General features: G+C 60.0%; 22 protein-coding genes and 1 tRNA gene. 5 read left to right on the forward strand and 18 right to left on the reverse strand.

Annotated features, from left to right (window positions below; translation table 11 throughout):
• Window positions 1–3: 3 nt before the first annotated feature.
• Entirely contained in the window at window positions 4–1569 is a 1566-nt protein-coding gene (locus QRN10_RS18515; protein WP_285428857.1) for a diguanylate cyclase, read from the reverse strand.
• A gap of 162 nt (window positions 1570–1731) precedes the next feature.
• Between QRN10_RS18515 and QRN10_RS18520 the strand changes: the two genes are divergently transcribed.
• Window positions 1732–2109, forward strand: coding sequence for a c-type cytochrome (locus tag QRN10_RS18520; protein ID WP_285428858.1), 378 nt, complete (start codon window positions 1732–1734; stop codon window positions 2107–2109).
• A 111-nt stretch (window positions 2110–2220) separates the two neighbouring features.
• Here QRN10_RS18520 and QRN10_RS18525 read toward each other — a convergent pair.
• A tRNA-Ser gene (locus QRN10_RS18525) sits at window positions 2221–2310 on the reverse strand.
• A gap of 320 nt (window positions 2311–2630) precedes the next feature.
• Between QRN10_RS18525 and QRN10_RS18530 the strand changes: the two genes are divergently transcribed.
• From QRN10_RS18530 to QRN10_RS18540, 3 genes are all read left to right on the forward strand, one after another.
• Window positions 2631–3323: a crotonase/enoyl-CoA hydratase family protein gene (locus QRN10_RS18530; protein WP_034099749.1), complete on the forward strand. Its 693-nt coding sequence runs from the start codon at window positions 2631–2633 to the stop codon at window positions 3321–3323.
• Window positions 3324–3535: 212 nt separating this feature from the next.
• Window positions 3536–4258: a 1-acylglycerol-3-phosphate O-acyltransferase gene (locus QRN10_RS18535; protein ID WP_181081689.1), complete on the forward strand. Its 723-nt coding sequence runs from the start codon at window positions 3536–3538 to the stop codon at window positions 4256–4258.
• Between the two features lie 104 nt (window positions 4259–4362).
• Window positions 4363–5334, forward strand: coding sequence for a magnesium and cobalt transport protein CorA (locus QRN10_RS18540; protein ID WP_181081690.1), 972 nt, complete (start codon window positions 4363–4365; stop codon window positions 5332–5334).
• On the opposite strand, the gene QRN10_RS18545 is transcribed toward QRN10_RS18540, so the two are convergent.
• The 3 genes from QRN10_RS18545 to QRN10_RS18555 all read right to left on the reverse strand — a co-directional run bounded on the left by QRN10_RS18545 (window position 5312) and on the right by QRN10_RS18555 (window position 9509).
• Window positions 5312–6055, reverse strand: a complete 744-nt coding sequence (locus QRN10_RS18545) for an amidotransferase (protein WP_253508949.1) — start codon at window positions 6053–6055, stop codon at window positions 5312–5314. The genes QRN10_RS18540 and QRN10_RS18545 overlap by 23 nt on opposite strands.
• Before the next feature lie 84 nt (window positions 6056–6139).
• Complete coding sequence (locus tag QRN10_RS18550) at window positions 6140–8287, reverse strand: 3-hydroxyacyl-CoA dehydrogenase NAD-binding domain-containing protein (protein WP_285428859.1); 2148 nt, start codon at window positions 8285–8287, stop codon at window positions 6140–6142.
• A 16-nt stretch (window positions 8288–8303) separates the two neighbouring features.
• A complete protein-coding gene (locus tag QRN10_RS18555; protein ID WP_253508953.1) occupies window positions 8304–9509 on the reverse strand; it encodes an acetyl-CoA C-acetyltransferase in 1206 nt (401 codons plus the stop codon).
• A gap of 645 nt (window positions 9510–10154) precedes the next feature.
• Here QRN10_RS18555 and QRN10_RS18560 point away from each other — a divergent pair.
• On the forward strand, window positions 10155–10961 hold the full coding sequence (locus QRN10_RS18560; protein ID WP_181081694.1) for a c-type cytochrome: 807 nt from the start codon (window positions 10155–10157) through the stop codon (window positions 10959–10961).
• Window positions 10962–11011: 50 nt separating this feature from the next.
• Here the strand turns inward: QRN10_RS18560 and QRN10_RS18565 are convergent, their stop codons facing one another.
• From QRN10_RS18565 to QRN10_RS18625, 13 genes are all read right to left on the reverse strand, one after another.
• Window positions 11012–11815, reverse strand: a complete 804-nt coding sequence (locus QRN10_RS18565; RefSeq protein WP_266246369.1) for a transglutaminase family protein — start codon at window positions 11813–11815, stop codon at window positions 11012–11014.
• A complete protein-coding gene (locus QRN10_RS18570; RefSeq protein ID WP_181081696.1) occupies window positions 11812–12762 on the reverse strand; it encodes an alpha-E domain-containing protein in 951 nt (316 codons plus the stop codon). The genes QRN10_RS18565 and QRN10_RS18570 overlap by 4 nt, the downstream gene beginning before the upstream one ends.
• Before the next feature lie 4 nt (window positions 12763–12766).
• Window positions 12767–14176 (reverse strand): circularly permuted type 2 ATP-grasp protein, encoded by a 1410-nt coding sequence (locus tag QRN10_RS18575; RefSeq protein ID WP_181081697.1) that lies wholly within the window; start codon window positions 14174–14176, stop codon window positions 12767–12769.
• A 411-nt stretch (window positions 14177–14587) separates the two neighbouring features.
• Window positions 14588–14929 carry a ribonuclease E inhibitor RraB gene (locus tag QRN10_RS18580; RefSeq protein WP_181081699.1) on the reverse strand — a complete coding sequence of 114 codons (342 nt, stop codon included), beginning with the start codon at window positions 14927–14929 and terminating at the stop codon, window positions 14588–14590.
• Between the two features lie 214 nt (window positions 14930–15143).
• Complete coding sequence (locus tag QRN10_RS18585) at window positions 15144–15380, reverse strand: hypothetical protein (RefSeq protein WP_253508959.1); 237 nt, start codon at window positions 15378–15380, stop codon at window positions 15144–15146.
• 103 nt (window positions 15381–15483) lie between these two features.
• Complete coding sequence (locus QRN10_RS18590) at window positions 15484–16089, reverse strand: START domain-containing protein (protein WP_285428860.1); 606 nt, start codon at window positions 16087–16089, stop codon at window positions 15484–15486.
• A gap of 41 nt (window positions 16090–16130) precedes the next feature.
• Window positions 16131–16385 (reverse strand): YkgJ family cysteine cluster protein, encoded by a 255-nt coding sequence (locus tag QRN10_RS18595; protein ID WP_181081702.1) that lies wholly within the window; start codon window positions 16383–16385, stop codon window positions 16131–16133.
• Window positions 16386–16547: 162 nt separating this feature from the next.
• Entirely contained in the window at window positions 16548–17036 is a 489-nt protein-coding gene (locus QRN10_RS18600; protein ID WP_181081703.1) for a translation initiation factor 2, read from the reverse strand.
• Window positions 17037–17150: 114 nt separating this feature from the next.
• Window positions 17151–18590, reverse strand: coding sequence for an aminotransferase-like domain-containing protein (locus tag QRN10_RS18605; protein ID WP_017527404.1), 1440 nt, complete (start codon window positions 18588–18590; stop codon window positions 17151–17153).
• A 335-nt stretch (window positions 18591–18925) separates the two neighbouring features.
• Complete coding sequence (locus QRN10_RS18610; RefSeq protein ID WP_253508963.1) at window positions 18926–19741, reverse strand: OmpA family protein; 816 nt, start codon at window positions 19739–19741, stop codon at window positions 18926–18928.
• Window positions 19738–20100 carry a DUF4398 domain-containing protein gene (locus tag QRN10_RS18615; RefSeq protein ID WP_181081705.1) on the reverse strand — a complete coding sequence of 121 codons (363 nt, stop codon included), beginning with the start codon at window positions 20098–20100 and terminating at the stop codon, window positions 19738–19740. The genes QRN10_RS18610 and QRN10_RS18615 overlap by 4 nt, the downstream gene beginning before the upstream one ends.
• A gap of 9 nt (window positions 20101–20109) precedes the next feature.
• Window positions 20110–20928, reverse strand: a complete 819-nt coding sequence (locus tag QRN10_RS18620; protein ID WP_253508965.1) for a substrate-binding periplasmic protein — start codon at window positions 20926–20928, stop codon at window positions 20110–20112.
• Window positions 20929–21010: 82 nt separating this feature from the next.
• Window positions 21011–21940 carry an electron transfer flavoprotein subunit alpha/FixB family protein gene (locus QRN10_RS18625; protein ID WP_181081707.1) on the reverse strand — a complete coding sequence of 310 codons (930 nt, stop codon included), beginning with the start codon at window positions 21938–21940 and terminating at the stop codon, window positions 21011–21013.

The raw sequence follows: 21940 nt of genomic DNA on the forward strand, positions 1-21940 counted from the left end.
AGCTCAGTCCGGCACCTGCTCAACCACCACGCGATTGCGTCCGCCTTGCTTGGCCTGGTACAGCAATTGATCCGCTCTCTCGAGGACGGCAGATATCGACTCGCCATCAGCACGCCACAAAGCCACCCCGAGTGAGACCGTAACATGCCCGACGGTCTCGATGCTGGCTGCCTCAATCGAGGCGCGCAGCCGCTGAGCAACGTCGGCCGCTGTGTGCAGTGAACTGCCCGGCAATAACAGGACGAACTCCTCCCCACCTACCCTGCAAGGCAGGTCGTTGGCGCGTGAATTCTGTTGCATGAGTTGAGCAACGGCACGCAGCGTTTCATCCCCCACGCCGTGCCCGAACGTATCGTTGACGCGCTTGAAATGGTCAATGTCGATGGACACCACGGCGAACGCTTTGCCCGCCTCCTGCCAGAGCGACAGAACGTCCTGCATCGCACGGCGATTGGCCAGCCCTGTCAGGGTATCCGTGTGGGCCTGCTGATTGAGCTTGCCGATCTTTTCCTGCAACAGGGCTGCCCCCAGCAACAACGCTCTGCGGATCTGCCAGCTTTCAAAATAGCGCGCCGGTACAGCGCTGATGCGCGCATAACTGTCCGGCGTGTCCAAGCGTTTGGCACAGTCGGCGAGCCGCGACAACGGGGCCGAAATTCTGGTCCCCAACCACCAGATCAGAATGATCCCGAACAGCCCCAGTGGCGCGATACCTTGAGCGATTTTGATCATTGTCCGGCGCAGGACTGCCTGGATATTTTCCAGGGGCTGCTGCGAGATCACGCCCCACCCGCTGCTGGGCACTTGAGCAAAGCCGGCGAGCATTTCCACACCGTGCTCATCCACAGCCTGCAATGTGCCCGCGGCCTCTTTGAGCGATGCATCGGCGATCAAATCCGCGCCCCTCACGCTGCCTATCTGCTCGGGATAATTGTGATAGAGCACCCGGCGGGCGCCGTCGATCAAGTAGAAATGCGCGCCGTCTTTACGCACATTCGTGTCCATGAGGGCTTGAAGGGTATTGCTCTGCTCCAGCCGAATAGTGCCGCCGATCAAGCCCAGGTACTGCCCTTTCACATCGAATATGGGATGAGAGATAAAGACCACCAGGTTGCCGGTGATGGATCTGAAGGCGTTGCTGATTTTCGCCGTGCGCAGACTCAGGGGCTCTTTGTGCTGCAACGTACGGCCGTTGAGCTGAAGGCTTTCGGGGGCAGAAGCAACGATGGTGCCGTTCGCGTCGGCGACCAGTACGGAGTTGAAACTGGCATCCTGCTCAACCAGGCGTTTGGCTTCCCGAGTCAACGCACTGTTGTCGCCAAACGTTTTGCCAATCCCGGCTGAACCGTACTTCAACTTATCAAGGTCGGCGTTCAGTACCTGCTCGACACTGCGAGCAATACGGGCGGCATAGGCCTGGTTGGCGTCCAGTGCATTTTCAATCAGCTCTTGCTTCTGAATCTTGAACATCACCCAGAAACTGTTGGCCAGCGTCGCAACGGCAGAAAACAGGACAAAAATAAGAATCAGGCTACGCAGGTTGAGTGTGGGCTTCGGTCGAGTGGTCATTTACGCAATCCGGGTGAGGCGCAGGAGGTACAACAAACAAGTTAAAGTATGAATCGCCCGGTACACCGGCAGGAATGCGGGCTTCTCACACCAAGCTTGGCACCCATCGGGCGGTTAGAAAATGGAATTCGGATCTGCTTTGGATAATAGGGCTGCAGCCACATGAAAATGCTCGTCATCGCCTCACTGGGAATGCTGTCGCTGTCCCAGGTATCACTCGCCTTCGCAGACACTGCCAACGGCAAATCCCTGTTTTTACAGCGATGCGCCATGTGCCACGGGCCAGACCTCAAAGCGACGGGCCCTTTAGCGAGAAAAAGCACCCCGCCCACGCCTGACCTGACCACACCGGCTTTCAAGCAACGTTTAAATGAATACCCAGGTGTTATCGTGGCGTCAGTCATCCTTCGCCCAAATGGCAACTTGATTCCGAAAACCTTGCAGGAAAATGGTGTAAAGCTGCCGGCGCACGCATGGAGCGTTCAGGATCTGCGGGACTTGAATGACTATATGCGAGGGGTGATTGTAAAAAGTCGGTGACGAGACAGGGGCTGGGCACTACCTACCGTGCCGGACCTTGTATTTGCGAACCCCAGAAACCACAAACCCCCGGCTCTTTATAAGAAACCAGGGGTTTGTGTTTGTAGAATGTGGCGGTGAAGGAGAGATTCGAACTCTCGATACAATTTCTTGTATACACACTTTCCAGGCGTGCTCCTTAAGCCACTCGGACACTTCACCGTATCTCGTCAAACCAGTTCAGTCTGTCGAGGCGCGCTAATGTAGTCGAAAGCCTTTCTGATGGCAAAGGTTTTTTTCAGAATATTCATGCGGTTAGCCGGCTATGCCGGAGCCTGCCCGGCGCGGGGTGGCGATTGTGCCATTCTCGGGCACTGCTGATGCCGGTCTTAAGGCTTTGCCGCGCCACGCCGCAGGCCGTCTACGCTTGGGCATGCAAGAAAAGCCTGACTGGGCAGTCAGTCATGGCGCTTTACCCGGGCGGGCGCGGTGGGTAACGTCTGCTGCATTCTTCTATAACAAGCCCTACAAGGAACCGCGTCATGAGTGAGCTGATTGCCTACCACCTCGAAGACGGTATCGCGACCCTGACCTTGAGCAACGGCAAGGTCAACGCCATTTCCCCTGCGGTGGTCAGTGCGTTTAACGAAGCGCTGGACCAGGCCGAGAAGGATCGGGCGGTGGTGGTGATCACCGGCACGCCGGGAATTCTGTCCGGGGGTTACGATTTGAAGGTGATGACCGCCGGCCCTAAAGAAGCAATCGGCCTGGTGACGTCGGGCTCCACATTGGCGCGGCGCCTGTTGTCGCACCCCTTCCCGGTGATTGTGGCGTGCCCTGGGCATGCGGTGGCCAAGGGCGCATTTCTGTTGTTGTCGGCGGATTATCGGATCGGTGTCGAAGGTCCGTTCAGCATCGGCCTCAACGAAGTGATGATCGGCATGACCATGCACCACGCCGGCATCGAGCTGGCGCGGGACCGTCTGCGCAAATCGGCGTTTCATCGCTCGGTGATCAACGCCGAGATGTTCGACCCGCAGGGCGCATTGCAGGCCGGCTTCCTCGACAAGGTGGTCGCCCCCGAAGAACTGCACGCAGCAGCCCTGGAAGCTGCACGGCAATTGAAGAAGATCAACATGAACGCCCACAAGCACACCAAATTGAAAGTGCGCAAAGCGCTGCTGGAAGCGCTGGACGAGGCGATCATCCAGGATCAGGGCCATATTCTGAGCTAAGTCCTTCGTTGCGTGCGTCTAAGCCCGACCTTGCGTCGGGCTTTGTCTTACAGCCATATCTGAAAAAACTCCCGCCGCTCTAGGCTGGAGTCTCTGACAGATACAGAAACATGCCCTCAAACATCGCCCATCTCCTCACTCTATAGCGCCAATTGCCGAATACAGTGCACATCCGTACACTGCGCCCCCTTTTGTTTCGATAGGCCATGTGGATGCTTTTTCTGTTACGGATGGTGCTGATGAGCCTGCACTTTATAGTCGCCGGGGTGCTGGGCGTGCTGATCGGCGTCTGCCGACCGTTCAACCCGGACAACAGCCGCCTGTGCGCCCGTCTCTATGCGGTGCCTGCCATGTGGTTGCTGGGGCTGAAGGTGAAGGCCGATGTCGACTCGCTGCGCCATAAACCGGGCACCTGCGTGATTATCGCCAACCATCAGTCCAACTATGACTTGTTCGTGTTCGGCACCGTGGTGCCCCACCGTACCGTGTGCATCGCCAAGAAGAGCCTGAAATGGGTGCCCTTGTTCGGCCAGTTGTTCTGGCTGGCGGGCAATGTGTTGATCGACCGGGGCAATGCGCACAAGGCGCGCCGGGCGATGCTTACCACCACACGCACACTGCAACACGAAGACACGTCAATCTGGGTATTCCCGGAAGGTACGCGCAACCTGGGCAAGGGCCTGCTGCCCTTCAAGAAAGGCGCGTTTCATATGGCGATTGCCGCCGGCGTGCCCATCGTGCAGGTATGTGTCAGCAATTACGTCACCCATATGCAACTCAATCGCTGGAACAGCGGTGATGTGCTCATACGCTCGTTGCCACCTATTCCTACCGTTGGCATGACCTCGGAGGATATCCCAGCCTTGATGCAAGCCTGTCAGGCGCAGATGGACGCGTGCATCAAGGCAATGGATGGGCAACTGAACAGCGTGTAATCCCGTCTCCTTTGCAGGGCTGGGGTTGCTCGCTGCTCCAACGGAACGCCATTCAGGCTAAGCTGCCCAACATCTGTCCCCTCCTATAAGAAGTGATCAGCACCATGGGTAGAGTTGTTGCGGCCGCCGTGTACAGCGCCGGAAAGAAAGTCACCGATATCACCCTTGATGAAGGCGCGGCATGGGCCGCAAAACCCGGCCATTTCGTATGGATCGGCCTGGAAGAGCCCAACGCCCAGGAATTGGCCAACCTGCAACGCCAGTTCAACCTGCATGAACTGGCCATCGAAGATGCCTTGGAAAAACACAGCCGTCCCAAGCTGGAAACCTTTGGTGACGCGCTGTTTATCGTCACTTACTCGCCGGTGCGCGAGAACGGCAAACTGATATTTATTGAAACCCATATTTTCGCCGGCAACGGTTACGTGATCACCGCGCGCAACGGTCATTCGGCGTCCTACGGTTTTGTGCGCCAGCGCTGTGAGGCGCGGCCGCTGTTGCTGGAGCATGGGGAAGATTTCGTACTGTATGCGCTGCTGGATTTCGTCACGGAAAACTACCAGCCGGTCAGCGAGGCGATTCACGCCGAGATCGATGAGCTGGAGCGCAATGTGCTGTGCAGTTCGTTGAGCGAACGCGATATCCAGAACCTGCACAGCCTGCGGCGCGATGTGCTGCGGCTCAAACGTCACGTGGCGCCGATGGTGGAGATCAGCCAGGAACTGCAAAAGCTGAGCTTCCCGTTTATCGACAAGAACATGCGCCCGTACTTCCGCGATGTGCAGATCCACGTCACGCGGCAGATGGAAGACCTGACCACCCTGCGCGACATCGCCAGCCAGACCATCGAGATCGGGGTGTTGCTGGAGGCGTCGCGCCAGAGCGTGGTGCAGCGCAAATTCGCCGCCTGGGCGGCGATCCTGGCGTTCCCCACTGCGGTGGCAGGGATTTACGGGATGAATTTCCAGAACATGCCCGAGCTGCAATGGCACTACGGCTACTTTGCGGTGCTCGGGCTGATTGCGGTGGGATGCACCAGCCTATGGGCCAGTTTCAAGCGCTCGGGATGGCTTTAACCTCGGCCTCGGGCGTGTGCGCCACGAAGCGCATCATCCATTCCGCCACGGTGACGCCGTGGTGCTCGCGTGCCAGGCTGGCCACACCGTTTGAGTAGACCTTTTCACCCAAGGTTGTCTGAAGAATCTCCAGCAACTCGCGCGAATAGTCCTGGATAAATTCCGGGTGGCCCTGAAAGCACAGCACCTGATCGCCGATGTGGTATGCGGCGAACGGGCAAAACTCGCTGGAGGCAATGACCTTGGCGCCCTCCGGCAAGGTGGTCACCTGGTCCTGATGGCTGATCAGCAGGGTCAGTTCCGGCACCTCGGGGCTCATCCAGGGGGTCTTGGCATCCAGCGTGTAATCATGGATGCCCATGCCCCAGCCTTGAGTGGCGCGCTCGGCTTTGCCACCCAGCAGCAGTGCCAGCAACTGGTGACCGAAACAGATGCCCAGCAATTTGTCGCCGCGCTTGTAACGCTCAAGCAGGTAGGTTTTGAGCGTCTGGATCCACGGGTCGGTACCGAAGGAATCGGCCTTGCTGCCGGTAACCAGGTAGGCGTCAAACCGCTCATCGTCCGACGGGTATTCTCCGTTCACCACGTTGTACACGACAAACTCGGCAGGGATCGGCTGCTTGGCGAACAGGCGCTTGAACATCTGTCCGTAACCTTGGTACTGATCGATCAGGCCTGGACGCAGGATATCGGTTTCCAGGATGCAGACGCGTAGCGACATAAAAAATACCTGACACGGCGATGGGAATATTGAACACCTCAAGCCTGCCTGCAAACCTACCTGCAAAGCAAGCCCCCGCCGCACCTATACAAAGCGCTGCCCGCGCGCGGCCTTCTCCAGCAACAACGCCGGCGGTGTGAACCGCTCGCCATACTGTTCGGCCAGATAGCGGGCGCGGGCGATAAAGTCGTTCAGGCCGTACTGATTGATAAATTGCAGCGCGCCGCCGCTCCACGCGGCAAAGCCGATGCCCAGGATCGAGCCCACATTGGCGTCCGCCGTGGACATCAACACGCCCTCCTCCACGCAGCGCACGGTTTCGATGGCCTGGATAAACAGCAACCGGTCGCGCACGTCCTGGGATGCAATCCGTTGTTCGGGCCGCTCGAAACGTTGTTTAAGCTCAGGCCAGAGGTATTTCTGCGCGCCACTGGGGTATTCATAAAAACCGCCGCCGGCGGCCTTGCCTGGCCGTTTGAATTGATTGACGAACAGGTCGATCAGCGCTGTGGCTGGATGGGCCCGCATCGCCTTACCTTCGGCCTGCAGGTCCTTGGCGGTTTGCTGTCGGATATGGTTCATCAGGCTGAGGGAGACTTCATCGGACACCGCCAGCGGCCCTACCGGCATGCCCGCCTTGCGCGCTTGCATCTCGATCAACGGCGCGGCCACGCCCTCGCCCAGCATGGCGATACCTTCGCTGGTGAACGTGCCAAACACCCTTGAGGTGAAGAAGCCGCGACTGTCGTTGACCACGATAGGAGTTTTTTTGATCTGGCGTACGAAATCAAAGCTGCGGGCCAGGGTTTCATCCGAGGTGCGCGCGCCCTTGATGATTTCCACCAGCGCCATCTTGTGCACCGGGCTGAAGAAATGCAGACCAATAAACCTGGCCGGGTCCGGCACCGCCGTGGCCAGGCCACTGATGGGTAAGGTGGAGGTGTTGGATGCGATCACCGCGTCGGCCCCCACCACACGTCGGGCGGCGGCTGACACAGTCGCCTTGAGTTCGCGGTCTTCAAACACCGCTTCAATGATCAGGTCACAGCCGGCCAGGTCGCTGTCATCTTGAGTAGGATGGATCCGCGCCAGGATGCTTTCGCGTTGTTCAGCGCTCAATTGCCCACGGCCGAGCTTCTTGTCGAGCAGCGCCGCCGAATGCGCCTTGCCCTTCTCGGCCGCCGCCAGGTTGATGTCCTTGAGCACCACGTCGATCCCGGCACTGGCGCTGACATAAGCGATACCCGCGCCCATCATGCCCGCGCCGAGCACGCCGAGCTTGCGCGTCACACAAGGCGCAATACCCTGCGGGCGTGAACGGCCGGCGTTGATGTCATTGAGCTGGAACCAGAAGGTGCCGATCATATTTTTAGCCACTTGCCCGGTGACCAGTTCGGTGAAGTAGCGGGTTTCGATCAGATGGGCGGTCTCGACGTCCACCTGGGCGCCTTCGACGGCGGCGCAGAGGATTTTCTCCGGCGCAGGGAAGCAGCCGTGGGTTTTGCTGCGCAGGATCGATGGCGCAATCGCCAGCATTTGCGCGATTTTGGGGTGCGACGGTGTCCCGCCGGGGATCGGGTAGCCCTTGTGGTCCCAGGGCTGTCTGGCCTCGGGATTGGCAAGAATCCAGGCACGAGCCAGGGCCAGCATCGCCTCGCGGTCCGTGGCCAGCGCATGGACCAAACCGGCCTGCAGTGCTTGCTGCGGCCGCACTTTTTTCCCTTCGAGCAAATACGGCAGGGCTTTTTCCAGGCCCAGCAGGCGCACCATGCGCACCACGCCCCCGCCGCCGGGCAGTAAACCCAGGGTGACTTCCGGCAACCCCAACTGTATCGATTGATCGTCCAGGGCGATGCGGTAATGACAGGCCAGGCAAATCTCCCAGCCACCGCCCAGTGCCGCACCATTGATGGCAGCCACCACCGGCCTGCCCAAGGTCTCCAGGCGACGCAACTGCGCCTTAAGCACCCGCACGCCGTCGTAGAACGCCTTGGCGTCGGCCTTCTCGACCTTGATCAACTCGTTGAGGTCGCCGCCGGCGAAGAACGTCCTCTTGGCCGAGGTCATCATCACGCCGGCGATGTGGTCCTTTTCCGCTTCCAGCCGTGTGACGGTGGCGGCCATGGCTTCTCGGTATACAGCGTTCATGGTGTTGGCGTTCTGGCCGGGCAGGTCGAGGGTCAGCACTACGATCCGGTCCTGGCCTATTTCGTAACGAATGGCATCGGTCATGACTAATTCCTAAGGCTCAGAGACGTTCGATTACAGTGGCGATACCCATGCCACCGCCCACACACAGAGTGGCCAGGCCGTAGCGCTGTCGGCGTGCCTCCAGTTCGTCGAGCAAGGTGCCCAGGATTGCGCAGCCGGTGGCGCCCAACGGGTGGCCCATGGCGATCGAGCCGCCATTGACGTTGACCCGCGCCGGGTCGATGCCCATGTCCTTGATGAACTTGAGCACCACCGAGGCGAAGGCTTCGTTGACCTCAAACAAGTCGATGTCTTCCACACGCAAACCGGCCTTGGCCAAGGCCTTGCGGGTGGCCGGAGCGGGGCCGGTGAGCATGATGGTGGGGTCGGTGCCGGTCACCGCTGCGGCGACAATGCGCGCCCGTGGCTGCAGCCCCAGCTCCCGGCCCTTGGACTCGGAACCGATCAGCATCAGCGCGGCACCGTCAACGATGCCGGAACTGTTACCCGGCGTGTGCACATGGTGGATGCGCTCCACATGGCTGTAGATCCGCAACGCGGTGGCGTCGAAGCCCATCTGCCCGATCATCTCGAAACTGGGTTTGAGCTGGCCGAGCCCCTGCAGGGTGGAGTCGGCGCGGATAAATTCGTCATGATCCAGCAGCACAATGCCGTTCTGGTCCTGCACCGCGATCAGCGACTTGCTGAAAGAACCGTCCGCACGGGCCCTGGCTGCTTTCTGCTGAGACTGTAAGGCAAAGGTATCGACGTCCTCACGGGTGAACCCTTCCAGCGTGGCGATCAGGTCCGCACCGATACCCTGGGGGGTGAAATGGCTGTGCAGGTTGGTCTGCGGGTCGAGCACCCAAGCGCCACCGTCGCTGCCCATGGGCACGCGGGACATGGATTCGACACCGCCGACCACCACCAGGTCTTCAAAACCTGAACGCACTTTCATCGCGCCCAGATTGACCGCCTCCAGGCCCGAGGCACAGAAGCGATTGACCTGTACGCCGGCGACGCTGATGGCCCAGTCGGCGACTAGTGCGGCAGTCTTGGCGATGTCGGCCCCCTGGTCGCCCACCGGGGTCACGCAGCCGAGCACGATGTCATCCACTTGCCGAGTGTCGAGGTCGTTGCGTTGCGCCAGCGCCGTGAGCAACCCGGCGGCCAGGTTGACCGGTTTGACGCTGTGCAAGGCGCCATCAGCCTTGCCTTTGCCACGGGGCGTGCGTATCGCATCAAAGATCAAAGCTTGGGTCATGACATCCTCGAAACGTGCATATGAGCCCTTACCTTAAGCCCGATTGACACGGTTTCAATGACGGATGCGCTCACGGCCTTTGACCCTCACGCTCGGACGAACGGTAGGTTCCTAAGCTAATTGCCGGATTAATCGTTTTAGCTGTCTAGCCAAGGCATTGGCGCCAAGATGGCGTTGTGCCTCATGCCTTTTTAAGCAGAAATGCTGATTAGCTGATACGAAATGGATCTAAGCGAGGAAGAGCGAGGGCTCTAAGGTTCAATCAGTAAGAAGTTGCTGCCGGGTTTTGCCGGGGCAGTTGTAAGAAAAGCGACACGTCACTGCGCCATACTGAAATATCACGGCACGTATTTGACGCTCAGGAATAACAACAAAAGGCAGTCAGCCATGTTCAAGCATTCGAAAGTTCGTCAGGCGGGACTCATTCTGTTCGCCACCACACTGATATTGATCCTGCCCAACCTGACCAAGGTCATTGGGTGATCGTTCAGCCCCCGTATTCTGTGCACTCACTGCATCAGGATTGCAGTTTTTGGCAGCACCTGTCGGGTCTTCGCGTAAAGCGATGCCGTGGCAGGGGCTGTCTTTTTACGCGCGTTTTTCCGGTATCGTGAGCGCTGTCGCCCTTCTTACCGAGCGCTCCTCTTGAAATCGATCCTCGCTCTTCTCCTCGTGCTGATTGCCCTGCCGGTTACGGCGGCATCCTTGACCCTCGAACTCGATCACGAGAGAAAGACCTGGCAGACCGCCGACTTGCTCACGCATCCGGATGCACAGACGGTGCGCATCGCTGATGACGTTTCCTACAAGCACGCCATGACTTATCGCGCAGTCCCCATGGCGGTGCTCCTGCAGGGCTTGAAGCCGGAGCACCATGTGCAAGCCGTTGCACTGGATGGCTTCGCCGCCGAGTTAAGCGCTGGCCCATTGCTGCAGAGCCACGGCGCCCGCGCCTGGCTGGCGGTGGAGGACCCGGCGCACCCCTGGCCCGCCCTCGCCGACGGCAAACCCAGCGCGGGGCCGTTTTACCTGGTGTGGACCGACCCGCAGGCCGGGCCTGTCAGCCCCGAACAATGGCCGTTCCAGATTTCCAGCATCAAGCAGTTAAAAACCGTGGCAGAGCGCTTTCCGGCTCTCTTGCCCGACCCGCAGCTGGCGGCCGACGATCCGGTCAATCAGGGTTTTACGCTGTTTCAGAAAAACTGCCTGGCATGCCATCGCCTCAACGGCGCGGGGGATGCGCAGGTGGGGCCGGATCTGAATATTCCCTACAACCCAACGGAATATTTCGCCGGGGATTTCCTCAAGCGCTACATCCGCGACCCGCAAAGCCTGCGGCATTGGCCACAGGCAAAAATGCCGGCGTTCGCCGCCAGCGTGTTGCCGGATCCTGAGCTGGACCTGCTGGTGGGCTATCTGAAGCACATGGCGGAGCGTAAGCAGCAGCGGTAAATCTCAGCGATGACCTTCGTTTGGCCGGTGAGCTTCGCGGCGGTGCCCGATTATTGCTGCTGGATTGAAATCACGGGCATCGGCGCCACCGATACCTTGGCGTGCATTTGTTCATGCCCACCGCCTCGGCGCATGCCGCGAACCGGGCAGGCGTCAAGATAGTCCAGGCCCACCGCCAGCTTGAGGTGGCGTTCCGGCCGGGCCAGACGGTTGGTCACGTCGAAGCTGTACCAGGCGTTGTCCAACCAGGCTTCGGCCCAGGCATGGCTGGCCAGGTGCGTGCTGTCCTCGCTGTACAAATACCCCGACACATACCGCGCCGGAATACCGAGGCTGCGTGCGCAGGCCAGGAATACATGGGTATGGTCCTGGCACACGCCCGCGCGGCCGGCGAACGCGTGGGCGGCGCAAGTGTCGACTTCGGTGGCGCCGGGCGTGTAGACCATGGCCTCGTTGAGCGCGTGCATGAGGTCGATCAGCGCGCTGCGGTCACGCCCTTGACGACAGTGCTGCCGCGCGAAGCCGCGCAGGGCTTCATCGGACTCGGTCAGGCGGGTACCGCGCAGGAACGGATAGGCCGACTGCTGCTCATGCTCGGCTTCGCGCAATTCATCGATCTCCACTTGGCCACGGGCGCCGATGATGATGGCGTCGTGGGGCTCATCCAGGGTCAACACATGCAGGATATTGCCGAACGGGTCGATCTGCGCGCGAACCGGGCGCGGCAGGTCGAGCTGCCAACTGAGTACCTGCTGCCGTTCGCTGTCGTGGGGCGTCAGGCGCAGGTACTGGATGCTGGCGCGCACCTGGTCTTCGTAGTGGTAGGTGGTTTCGTGGCTGATCGAAAGTCTCATGCCGCCTCCAGGTAGGAATGGTAGATGGCATCGCCCAAGTGGCGGACCAGGGGAATAAAGTCGGTCAGCCAGGCGTGCAGGCCTTCCTCCAGGATTTCATCAATGGCGGTAAAGCGCAGGCGCGCATCCATCTCCGCGGCCAGGCGCTGTGCCGGGCGGCCGTTCAGGCCGGGCAGGCTGGCGAGGATCTGATCGATCTCTTCGCTGCAGGCGCGCAGGGAGCGCGGCACATCGGCGCGCAACAGCAGCAACTGGGCCACTTGCCGGGCGCCGGGAGCGTCACGATAAATTTCGGTGTAGGCCTCGAACGAGGACAGCGCACGCAGCAACGCGCTCCACTGATAGTACGCGTGAGCGGTGCCGTCGGTGACCGTGTCGGCATGGTCGCCGGCCATTTCATACCGCGCATCCAGCAGGCGCAAAGTGTTGTCGGCGCGCTCGATAAAGGTGCCCAGGCGAATAAACCGGAACGCGTCATTGCGCATGATGGTGCCGTAGGTTGCGCCGCGAAACAGGTGGGAGCGCTCCTTGACCCACTCGCAGAAACGGCTCATGCCATAGCGGCTCAGGCCTTGTTGAGCGATTTCACGAATATCCAGCCAAGTGGCATTGATGTTTTCCCACATGTCGGCGGTGATTCGCCCACGCACCGCATGGGCGCTGGCCCGCGCGGCGCCCAGGCAGCTGTAGATGCTCGCGGGGTTGGCCGCGTCCAGGGCAAAAAAGTGCAGCAGACGCTCGGCGTGTAACTGGCCGTGACGCTCGTGGTAATCCTCCAGGGTGCCGGTGATCAGCAGCGGCATCGCCAGTTCATGCAGGCCATCGCCGCGCCCGTCCTGGGGCATCAGCGACAGCGAATAACTGACATCGAGCATGCGTGCGAGGTTTTCCGCGCGTTCCAGGTAGCGCGACATCCAGTACAAATCCGAGGCAGTTCGACTCAACATGGCATCAGTCCTCCACGACCCAAGTGTCTTTGGTGCCGCCGCCCTGGGACGAATTGACCACCAGCGAGCCCTCGCGCAGGGCCACGCGCGTCAGGCCGCCAGGCACCACGCGGGTGTCCTTGCCGGACAGCACGAACGGGCGCAGGTCGATATGGCGCGGGGCGATACCGTTCTCGACGAAGGTCGGGCACGTGGATAAACACAGCGTCGGCTGTGCGATATACGCATGGGGCTTGGCTTTGATGCGGGCGCGGAAGGCTTCGATTTCCGCCGCCGTGGACGCCGGCCCGACCAACATGCCGTAGCCGCCGGACCCTTGGGTTTCCTTGACCACCAGTTGCGGCAGGTGGGCGAGCACGTGGGACAATTCGTCGGGCTTGCGGCACTGAAAGGTCGGAACATTCTGCAGGATCGGCTCCTCATCCAGGTAAAAACGGATCATGTCGGTGACGAAGGGGTACACCGACTTGTCATCCGCGACCCCGGTGCCGATGGCGTTGGCCAGCACCACATTGCCCGAGCGATAGGCGGCCAACAGGCCCGGCACCCCGAGCATGGAGTCCGGGTTAAAGGCCAACGGGTCGAGGAACGCGTCATCGAGGCGGCGGTAGATCACATCCACCGCCTTGGGACCGTCGGTGGTGCGCATGAACACGTGATCGTCGCGCACGAACAGGTCGGCACCTTCCACCAATTCCACGCCCATTTCCCGGGCGAGAAAAGCATGTTCGAAAAAAGCACTGTTGAACCGCCCTGGGGTCAGCACCACCACGCTGGGGTTATCCAGGGCGCTTGCGCTTTTGAGGGTGTCGAGCAGCAGGTTGGGGTAGTGGTCGATCGGCGCAATACGCTGGGCAGCGAACAATTCGGGGAACAGGCGCATCATCATCTTACGGTCTTCGAGCATGTAGCTGACGCCGCTGGGTGTACGCAGGTTGTCTTCCAATACGTAGTAAGTGCCGTCGCCATCACGGACGAGATCGACCCCGGCGACGTGAGCATACACATCGCGGTGCAGATCCAGGCCCTGCATGGCCAGTTGGTATTGCTCGTTGGCCAGCACCTGCTCGGCGGGAATGATCCCGGCCTTGATAATGCGTTGTTCATGATAGAGGTCGGCAAGGAACAGGTTCAGTGCCTTGACGCGCTGGATGCAGCCGCGCTCGACAATCCGCCATTCGCTGGCCGGAATACTGCGCGGGATGGTGTCGAAGGGAATCAGGCGCTCGGTGCCCTGTTCATCCCCGTAAAGGGTGAAGGTGATCCCGGCACGGTGAAACAGCAAATCGGCTTCGCGCCGACGCTGCGCCAGCAGTTCAGCGGGGGTCTGGGCCAGCCAGCGGGCGAATTCGCGGTAGTGAGGCCTGACCTGCCCTGCCCCATCGTACATTTCGTCGTAATAAGTGCGGATCATGCCGTACTCCTTGTCACTCGGACGCCAGAACCATCGCAAGGCCCGTGCCATCGGCATAAACACTTAAGAATCAGTGAGTTGTATAAATACGAAGAACCATGCGCACCTTCCTGGTGCGCCGATTGCCCGGTGTGTGGTCGCGCGCTTCATCACAATGCAGGCTTTGACTATCAAGAGCATAGTCAGAGTTGATTTCACCGGCCTGCAAAGCTTGCGGATAATCGCCACCATCTGCTGAACAGACCTTCAGCGCTCCGCTCTTCCCTTCGGCCACCCTACTCGGGTGGCTTTTTTTTGGTGCATGAAAAGAGCTCGCAGAATGCGCCGGGCTTTGCCTGCGGCACAAACAACATCGGCCGACCCGAAGGCCAGCCGATGCGTGGTGTTGTTGCGAGTGCGGGCAGTGTCGAACTACATCGGCAAACCGCGCACCTCCTGTTTGACGCCCCACCCCTCGATAATGCCACCGAGGGGCTCGACCACTGCTTCAAAGTCCTGCTCGAAGTCTCCTATGCCGTCGTAGGTTGCAAACATGACCTTGCTCAGTTCCAGGTACCACGCGCCATCGTCGCGCGCGCTGACCTGGGCGTTCAGGGACTCTCCACGAAACTCGCCCGCCGCCCTGCGCGCCCGTTCTTCATCCGGGAAAATCGCGTAGAACTCGATGGGGTGGAAACGTGAGAAATCGAAACCGCCTTCTTTCATGCGGCGCAGAACGTGGGTGCTGATGTCTTCTTGATAGGCTGTGCTCATGAAAAGTGCTCCTCAAGACCGATGGATAGACTTTCCGTGCTCCCCGAAGCCCGCGCCCTGCTGGCGCGGAGGCTACGGCAATGACCTCACCGCGGGAAAACAAGCATGTAGCTGACAAGACCAGACCTTAGCGATTCATTCGCTGATCTCGTTTGCAGAGTAGCGCGAAGCAATCACCTCCACCAGAGGCGCTTGCCAGGCCTACAGGGAATATTCAGGCAGAGGGAGAAATATCGAGGATCTGGATACTGTTCTGGTCTTTGAGGATCTTGACCGTCGGCTCCGGCTTGCGTCCCTCAAGGTCATTGAGGTCGAGCTCGGCGGCGACCGGCACCAGTTTGCTGCGAATCATGTGCGCAGCGTCTTCGAGGCTGGGCTCTTGTTCGCAGGTGAACAGCTCTACGGTTTTTACGCCGTGATCATCAACGAAGGTAATTTGCCACGTTTGCATCGGTGCCTCCTCGATAAAACCCATGTGTGGGCTCACTTCTATCTGGACCTTGGGGGTTCGCCAAACGTTCCACCCAAGGCAGGGGGCACCCGATCAATCGCGCTTATTTTTCCGCGCGCGCTTTAAGCGCCTTGAGGGTGTTGAACGGCGCGTCGACCACGAACTTGTTGGCCAGCCACGAAGGCACGCTGCCGCCTGGCTCGGTGTGCACCTGGTAAGTCACTTCGGTCTCATTTGCTCCCTTAGGGACCAGTTTCCAGAAGCCCTCGACTTGAGCAACACGCACGTAGCCTTTTTCTTCGGGTTTATAGGTCGGCACGCCCTGCAACGTGCGGGTTACGTTGCCGTCGCCATCCTTGGTGGTGGTGACATGGATGTAAGAATCGCGGTCGGTCACCGGGAACGGTGCCTTGAACTGGGTGTAGGTCCAGGCTTCATCGCCTTTTTTGTCGACCAGCTTCTGGGACTTGCACTCATGAATCCACGAACAGGCACCGGCGACATCTTCCTGCAGGGCCTGGACCTTGGCGACAGGCGCCTTGATCGTGGTCACACCGCGATACGCCTTATATTTGGAGCCGGCGACTTCGCTCAGGGACACCTTGATGCCGTCTTCATCCTTGGCAACCTGCCAATCCTCAGCCTGGGCAGTGGCGGCAAATACCAGCGTAAAACCGCACACGACAGCTATTCGTTTCAGCGAACCCATTGTTGTATTCCTTATTGTTGAAGTTCCGATAGTAAAGCCCATCAAGCCGCCGTCATCTGTTCCCACCAGCCGATCAGGCGGATCGCATCGGCCTGGTCGGTGCCGCACACCTCGATATCAGCCTTGAAATCACTGCATACCGCCGGTCGCTCCGGTTGGCCGAACAGTTGGCACAGCAGTTCGACCGACAGGTGCGCGCAGCGTTCGCCCGCCGGTTTGCCATTGGGCATGCCGGGCAGCGGCGAACTGATGGAGGGGGCGATGCAGCAAGCGCCACAGCCTTCACGGCATTTCATGACCAGTGGGTCCTCGACGACTCAATAGGGATGGCCGGGCTAGACTACGCCCTTAAACAGCCGTTTTAAAATGGTCCAACAGGGGTTTTATGCAGAAAACCGAAGTGACCGACCAGTCCGCGACAAATGGTCGAAGGGTCATCTTGCAAAGGTAGGAAGCGCTTACTGTTTGAATTCGAAATCCAGCGCGGCACCCTCTACCTCGCGCCGCTCTTCATTGCGCAATTGCAGGCGCATTTCGTTACTGAGCAGACGTCCGTTGATCTGGAAATCGCTTTTATCGGTGGGTTTCTCACCGAACATCGGCGGCAGCAGTGGCACGCTCTTAGGCTGCGGCAAGGTGCCCAGCGGCTGCAGGTGCCGGACCATGTCCGAGGGCAGCGACAGGTCCAATTGGGCCGGTGGCAATTTGGTCTCGGCCACTTCATGGGCGGATTTGGCCTTCCTGGCCGCCGTACGTTTCTTGGCGTTGGTGGTGTTTTTCTTCACGGCAGGCGCTTTTTTTGCCGGAGCCGGCGTTTTCGCGGGAGTGCTCTGCTCACTGCCGGCGGCCGGCTTGTTTTCGCTCACAGGCGCCGCCGCCAGCGCGGTGTGGACGTTGCACAGGCTTAACAGGCCAATTACCAGAACAGCTCGGAACATCGAGGTCATATCGCCTACAGCATTAAAGGCAGAGGGCCATATGCTCGCTTGTTGTGCGCGCCATGACAAGCGCGGTGATTAGCCAGCTATCGGCATAGCCCTGTTTTGCACGCTCATCAGCGCTCAAAAACCGGCAGCGGTTTCCTGGCACAACTGGCTCGCCAGCATGCCCAACGTCATCAGCGCGCGCTCTGCCTCGCGGTTCCACGGCGTGCCGCAGTTAAGGCGGATGCAGTGGTTGAATTGCTCGGTATTACTGAAGATCAACCCTGGCGCGATGCTGATGCCCTGTTGCAGTGCACGTACGTGCAGTTCCTGAGTATTGACCCGTCCTGGCAAACTGACCCACAGGATGAAGCCGCCGGTGGGACGGGTCATCTGCGTGCCCTCCGGGAAGTATTGCTGCACCGCCAATTGAAAGGCGCTGAGGTTCTTGCGGTATTCCTGACGGATGTAGCGCAAATGTCGGTCGTAACCGCCGTTCTCCAGGTACGCAGCCACGCCCATTTGAGTCACGCTGCAGGCCGAGTGGGTGCTGAACATTTGCAGGCGCTGGATTTCCTGCTGGTACTTGCCGGCGATCATCCAGCCGATACGCACCCCCGGCGACAACGTCTTGGAGAAGCTCGAACAATAGATCACCCGATCCAGGCGATCATAGGCTTTCAGGGCCTTGGTGCGGCCCAGCTCGAACATCAGCTCGCCGTAGATGTCGTCCTCGACAATCTGAATATCGAAATCCGACGCCAGGCGCAGCAACTGCTTCTGACGCTCCTCCGGCATGGTGCCACCCAGCGGGTTGCTCAGCCGCGTGGTCAGCACCAGCGCCTTGATCGACCATTGGTTCGCGGCCAGTTGCAGCGCCTCCAGGCTCATGCCGGTGGACGGGTCGCTGGGGATCTCAATGACTTTGAGGCCCAGCAGATCCGCCAATTGCAGCAAGCCGTAATAGGTGGGGGATTCCGCCGCGATCAGATCGCCGGGGCGAGTCAGCACGCGCAGTGACATCTGCAACGCATCGACGCATCCGTGGGTGATCACCACTTCGGAAGGGTCCACCACCACCCCGGCATCGCGCATGCGGATAGCGACCTGGCGGCGCAGCGGCTCGAAGCCGGGACTGAACATGTAGCTGAACGCGCGCGGGCTCTGGAAACGCGTGACCTTGGCCAGTTGCTGATGCAACGCGCGCACCGGCAGGTAATCGACGCTCGGGACTGCGGCGCCCAGGGGAAATACCCCTTCGCGGCGCGACTCGCCCAATACCTGCTGGATGATGCTGCTGCGCGTGACCAGCCCCGGACGCTCGACCCGTGCGATATCCGGCGTGGGCGCGGTGAGCGCGGGGGTCTGGTGTACGTAATAACCGGACTGCGGTCGCGCCCTGATCAGCCCCTGGTCTTCGAGGTTGGCATAAGCCTGCAATACCGTGGCATGACTCACATTGAGCTGGGAGCTCATCTTGCGTACAGAAGGCACCCGTTCGCCCGGTTGATAGACACCACGCCGGATATCCTCAGCCAGCTGCTGAGCGATACGTTGGTAGAGCAGAAGATTGGTCATGTCGCAGCACTCGATTTCACGGGCATTTTATTTTTGTGTGAAACATACCGGCACAGTTTAGAAGTGTACGGGAACAGTTGCCACAATAGTCGAGCGCGGCTGGCAGTGACAGCAAAAACTGTAAGGGTGGTGGAGAGAGCTTTCAGGCTTATGCAGAAAAAAGCAGGAGGGGCGGTGCGACGATTCGATTGGCCCGATAGCGGTGCGTCAGTGACAGCTGGGCTGACTGACCCACCGCGATCGGGGCATGGGTATCGACTTCTCTTCAGTAAACACCTCACCTGCGAGCCTGAGGCTTTTGGGGTGAGCCCCACCTTGTCAATCAGCCCAAGGCTTCAGCGGGCGGCGCCCAACTGGCCCTTGGCGTCGGAGAATACGATTTCTACCCGGCGGTTCTGCGCACGACCGCGCTCGGAAGCATTGGCTTCCACTGGATACTGGTCGCCATAGCCTTCGACCTGGATGCGTTTTTCATCAATGCCCAGATCTACCAGAACGTCCGCCACCGCCTGCGCGCGATCACGCGACAGTTTGAGGTTTTCCTGTTCGCCACCGGTACTGTCGGTGTAGCCCTCGATGCGTACCACGCGCTTGGGGTTCAGTTGCAGGAATTGCACGATCTTGAGCACGGTGCGATTGGCCGAGTTTTTCAGTTCCGCTTCGCCGGTGTCGAACAGCACGTCACCCAGGGTCATCACCAGGCCGCGATCGGTCTGGGTAGTGGCCAAACTGGCGATCTGCTCTTCAAGCCACTTGCCCTGTTGCTGCACGCTGCTCAATTTGCTTTCGCGCAGGGCCAGTTGCAGGCGCTGACGCTCCAGCTCAAGTTTGGCGCCGCGTTCTTCATTCAGTGCCTGCTCGGTGTGTTCGCGGGCGATGGCGCTGTAGCGCTGGCTCAGGTAGGCGTAGTGCACGACGTCATTGCCGCTGCCCCAATAGCTGGACAGTCGGTCGGCCCTGGCCAGGGATTCACCGGCGCGGATCACGTCCTTGGGCGCGATGCGCAGCACATTGGCATCTTCCTTGACCTTCTGGAAGTCGCTGCCGGCCTGCTGCAATGCCTGCTCGCTGTTGGGATGGCTGGCACACCCGCCCAGTACCGCACCGGCCAACAACGTTGCAAAGCCCAGACCTCGGATCGTCAGGCTCATTGGGCATCTCCCAATTGCAGTTGCTTGCGCAGGCGCGTGATGCGGGTATTGAGCACGTTCAGTTGTTCCTGGCTTTTGCGGGTCAGCACCTTGGCCTCGGCCAGACGCGCATCCAGCTCGGCCTGCTCAGCGCGCATGCGCGCATGTTTGAAGGATTGGTCGGCCATGTCGGCCCTGGCCCGGGCAAATTTATCCTCGGCCAGCTTCAGCTCGGGCGAGTCATCGGCATTGGCACCGACGGCGCTGGCCTGTTCGAGAGCCTGCTGAGTAAGGCGTATTTGTTCATTCGGCGCAGGATCGGCTGCACATCCCGCCAGAGCGACAACGGCGAGGGCCGCGAAAAGAGGTCGAAGAGTCACTGAAAATCCCTACTTTGTTGGGGTGCCGACGGGTTGTTGCAATTGCGCCTTCCAGCGCTCGATATTGCGCTGCAGTGCAGCTTGCACCCCATCGGACCCGCGCAATTCTGTCATCTTTTTGGCCAGCTGTCCGCGCAGCCACGGATCATTACAGGCCGAGTTGTGGGAAATCGCCAGGTACAGGCCGGGCTGATCGACCGGTACATCGCGGGCGACCAAGTCATTGCTCATGCCCAACGACTGCGCCATGGCCATGCCGGAGTAACGCCCGGCCAGCACATAATCCACCTCGCCCAGCAGCAGTTTCTGGAACGCCGGGGTCAAGGTGGCAAAGCGTTGCAGGCTCAACTGCTGGCCCGCGAAGGTTTCAAAACCACGGCTCAGCCGCGCGCGTTCCGACACCGCGCCCTGATGGCCGTGCAGATCCGCAGCCGTGGCGTAAGCCAGCGTCGAGTCTTTGCGCGTCCAGACCAGGTAATCGTTCTGCATCAGGGCTGGATGAATGTAGTCAAAGTTTTCCAGCTCGCCGACATTTAGCGGCGCATCGGCCAACATATCCATGCGCCCGCTGCGTGCTTCATCCAGGGCCAGGGCGCGCTTGCCGCCGTAAAGCAGATCGATCTTTACACCCAGGTCCTTGGCCACTTGCTGCAACACATCCGCGGTGGCGCCAATCAAGCGCGTAGGGTCCTGCGGGTCGCGCCACAATAAAGGCGGTGCATCCGGGCTGCCGGTAATCACCAGGCGGTCACATTTACCGGCGGCCAGCGACAAGGTCGGCAGCAACAGTGTGAAACCCAGCAGCGCGGTCCAGGGACGCAATTGCATGGTGCATTTCTCCGATAGGCAAAAAGCCGGGCAAAAAAAACCCGGTCATACGACCGGGCTCTTTATAAGTGAAGCGACTGGATTAGACCAGCTTCTCCAACTCGGGTACGGCTTCGAACAAGTCCGCCACCAGGCCGTAATCGGCCACCTGGAAGATCGGAGCTTCTTCGTCCTTGTTGATCGCAACGATCACTTTGGAGTCTTTCATACCGGCCAGGTGCTGGATCGCGCCGGAGATACCGACGGCGATGTACAGCTGTGGCGCAACGATCTTGCCGGTCTGGCCGACCTGCATATCGTTGGGCACAAAACCTGCGTCCACTGCGGCGCGCGAAGCGCCAACCGCGGCGCCGAGCTTGTCGGCCAGGGCGTACAGGTGTTTGAAGTTGTCACCGTTCTGCATGCCACGCCCGCCTGAAACGACGATCTTGGCAGCGGTCAGTTCAGGACGATCGGACTTGGCCAGTTCTTCGTTGACGAAGCTGGATGTGCCGGCGTCATGAGCAGCCGCAACGGCTTCAACAGCAGCCGAACCGCCTTCTGCAGCAACCGGGTCGAAACCGGTGGCACGCACGGTGATCACTTTGATGGCGGCGGTCGACTGTACGGTAGCGATGGCGTTACCGGCGTAGATCGGGCGCTTGAACGTGTCGGCGCTTTCGACCGAGATGATCTCGGAGATCTGGTCAACATCCAGCTGCGCGGCTACGCGCGGCAGGATGTTTTTACCGTTGGAGGTGGCGGCCGCCAGGATGTGGCTGTAGCCCTTGCCCAACTCGGCGACCAGCGGCGCAACGTTTTCCGGCAGCTGATGCGCGTAGGCCGCGTTGTCAGCGTTCAGAACCTTGCTCACACCGGCGATTTTCGCAGCGGCTTCAGCAACGGCGCCCGCGCCCTGGCCGGCAACCAGTACGTGAATGTCGCCACCGATCTTAGCGGCGGCAGCCACGGTGTTGAGGGTGGCCGGAGCCAGCACCTTGTTGTCGTGTTCGGCGATTACCAAGATAGTCAT

Origin of the sequence: Pseudomonas sp. lyk4-R2A-8 (assembly GCF_030209095.1) — a bacterium.
In the GTDB taxonomy this organism is placed as follows: domain Bacteria; phylum Pseudomonadota; class Gammaproteobacteria; order Pseudomonadales; family Pseudomonadaceae; genus Aquipseudomonas; species Aquipseudomonas quebecensis.

Excerpts from the sequence above, each read along its gene's own strand:
- QRN10_RS18570 (WP_181081696.1), bottom strand. The coding sequence starts at position 12,762 with ATGTTGAGTCGAACTGCCTCGGATTTGTACTGGATGTCGCGCTACCTG.
- QRN10_RS18590 (WP_285428860.1), bottom strand. The coding sequence starts at position 16,089 with ATGGGTTCGCTGAAACGAATAGCTGTCGTGTGCGGTTTTACGCTGGTA.
- QRN10_RS18625 (WP_181081707.1), bottom strand. The coding sequence starts at position 21,940 with ATGACTATCTTGGTAATCGCCGAACACGACAACAAGGTGCTGGCTCCG.
- QRN10_RS18595 (WP_181081702.1), bottom strand. The coding sequence starts at position 16,385 with ATGAAATGCCGTGAAGGCTGTGGCGCTTGCTGCATCGCCCCCTCCATC.
- QRN10_RS18530 (WP_034099749.1), top strand. The coding sequence starts at position 2,631 with ATGAGTGAGCTGATTGCCTACCACCTCGAAGACGGTATCGCGACCCTG.
- QRN10_RS18535 (WP_181081689.1), top strand. The coding sequence starts at position 3,536 with ATGCTTTTTCTGTTACGGATGGTGCTGATGAGCCTGCACTTTATAGTC.
- QRN10_RS18545 (WP_253508949.1), bottom strand. The coding sequence starts at position 6,055 with ATGTCGCTACGCGTCTGCATCCTGGAAACCGATATCCTGCGTCCAGGC.
- QRN10_RS18555 (WP_253508953.1), bottom strand. The coding sequence starts at position 9,509 with ATGACCCAAGCTTTGATCTTTGATGCGATACGCACGCCCCGTGGCAAA.
- QRN10_RS18520 (WP_285428858.1), top strand. The coding sequence starts at position 1,732 with ATGAAAATGCTCGTCATCGCCTCACTGGGAATGCTGTCGCTGTCCCAG.
- QRN10_RS18605 (WP_017527404.1), bottom strand. The coding sequence starts at position 18,590 with ATGACCAATCTTCTGCTCTACCAACGTATCGCTCAGCAGCTGGCTGAG.
- QRN10_RS18610 (WP_253508963.1), bottom strand. The coding sequence starts at position 19,741 with ATGAGCCTGACGATCCGAGGTCTGGGCTTTGCAACGTTGTTGGCCGGT.
- QRN10_RS18580 (WP_181081699.1), bottom strand. The coding sequence starts at position 14,929 with ATGAGCACAGCCTATCAAGAAGACATCAGCACCCACGTTCTGCGCCGC.
- QRN10_RS18540 (WP_181081690.1), top strand. The coding sequence starts at position 4,363 with ATGGGTAGAGTTGTTGCGGCCGCCGTGTACAGCGCCGGAAAGAAAGTC.
- QRN10_RS18600 (WP_181081703.1), bottom strand. The coding sequence starts at position 17,036 with ATGACCTCGATGTTCCGAGCTGTTCTGGTAATTGGCCTGTTAAGCCTG.
- QRN10_RS18620 (WP_253508965.1), bottom strand. The coding sequence starts at position 20,928 with ATGCAATTGCGTCCCTGGACCGCGCTGCTGGGTTTCACACTGTTGCTG.
- QRN10_RS18585 (WP_253508959.1), bottom strand. The coding sequence starts at position 15,380 with ATGCAAACGTGGCAAATTACCTTCGTTGATGATCACGGCGTAAAAACC.
- QRN10_RS18550 (WP_285428859.1), bottom strand. The coding sequence starts at position 8,287 with ATGACCGATGCCATTCGTTACGAAATAGGCCAGGACCGGATCGTAGTG.
- QRN10_RS18575 (WP_181081697.1), bottom strand. The coding sequence starts at position 14,176 with ATGATCCGCACTTATTACGACGAAATGTACGATGGGGCAGGGCAGGTC.
- QRN10_RS18565 (WP_266246369.1), bottom strand. The coding sequence starts at position 11,815 with ATGAGACTTTCGATCAGCCACGAAACCACCTACCACTACGAAGACCAG.
- QRN10_RS18515 (WP_285428857.1), bottom strand. The coding sequence starts at position 1,569 with ATGACCACTCGACCGAAGCCCACACTCAACCTGCGTAGCCTGATTCTT.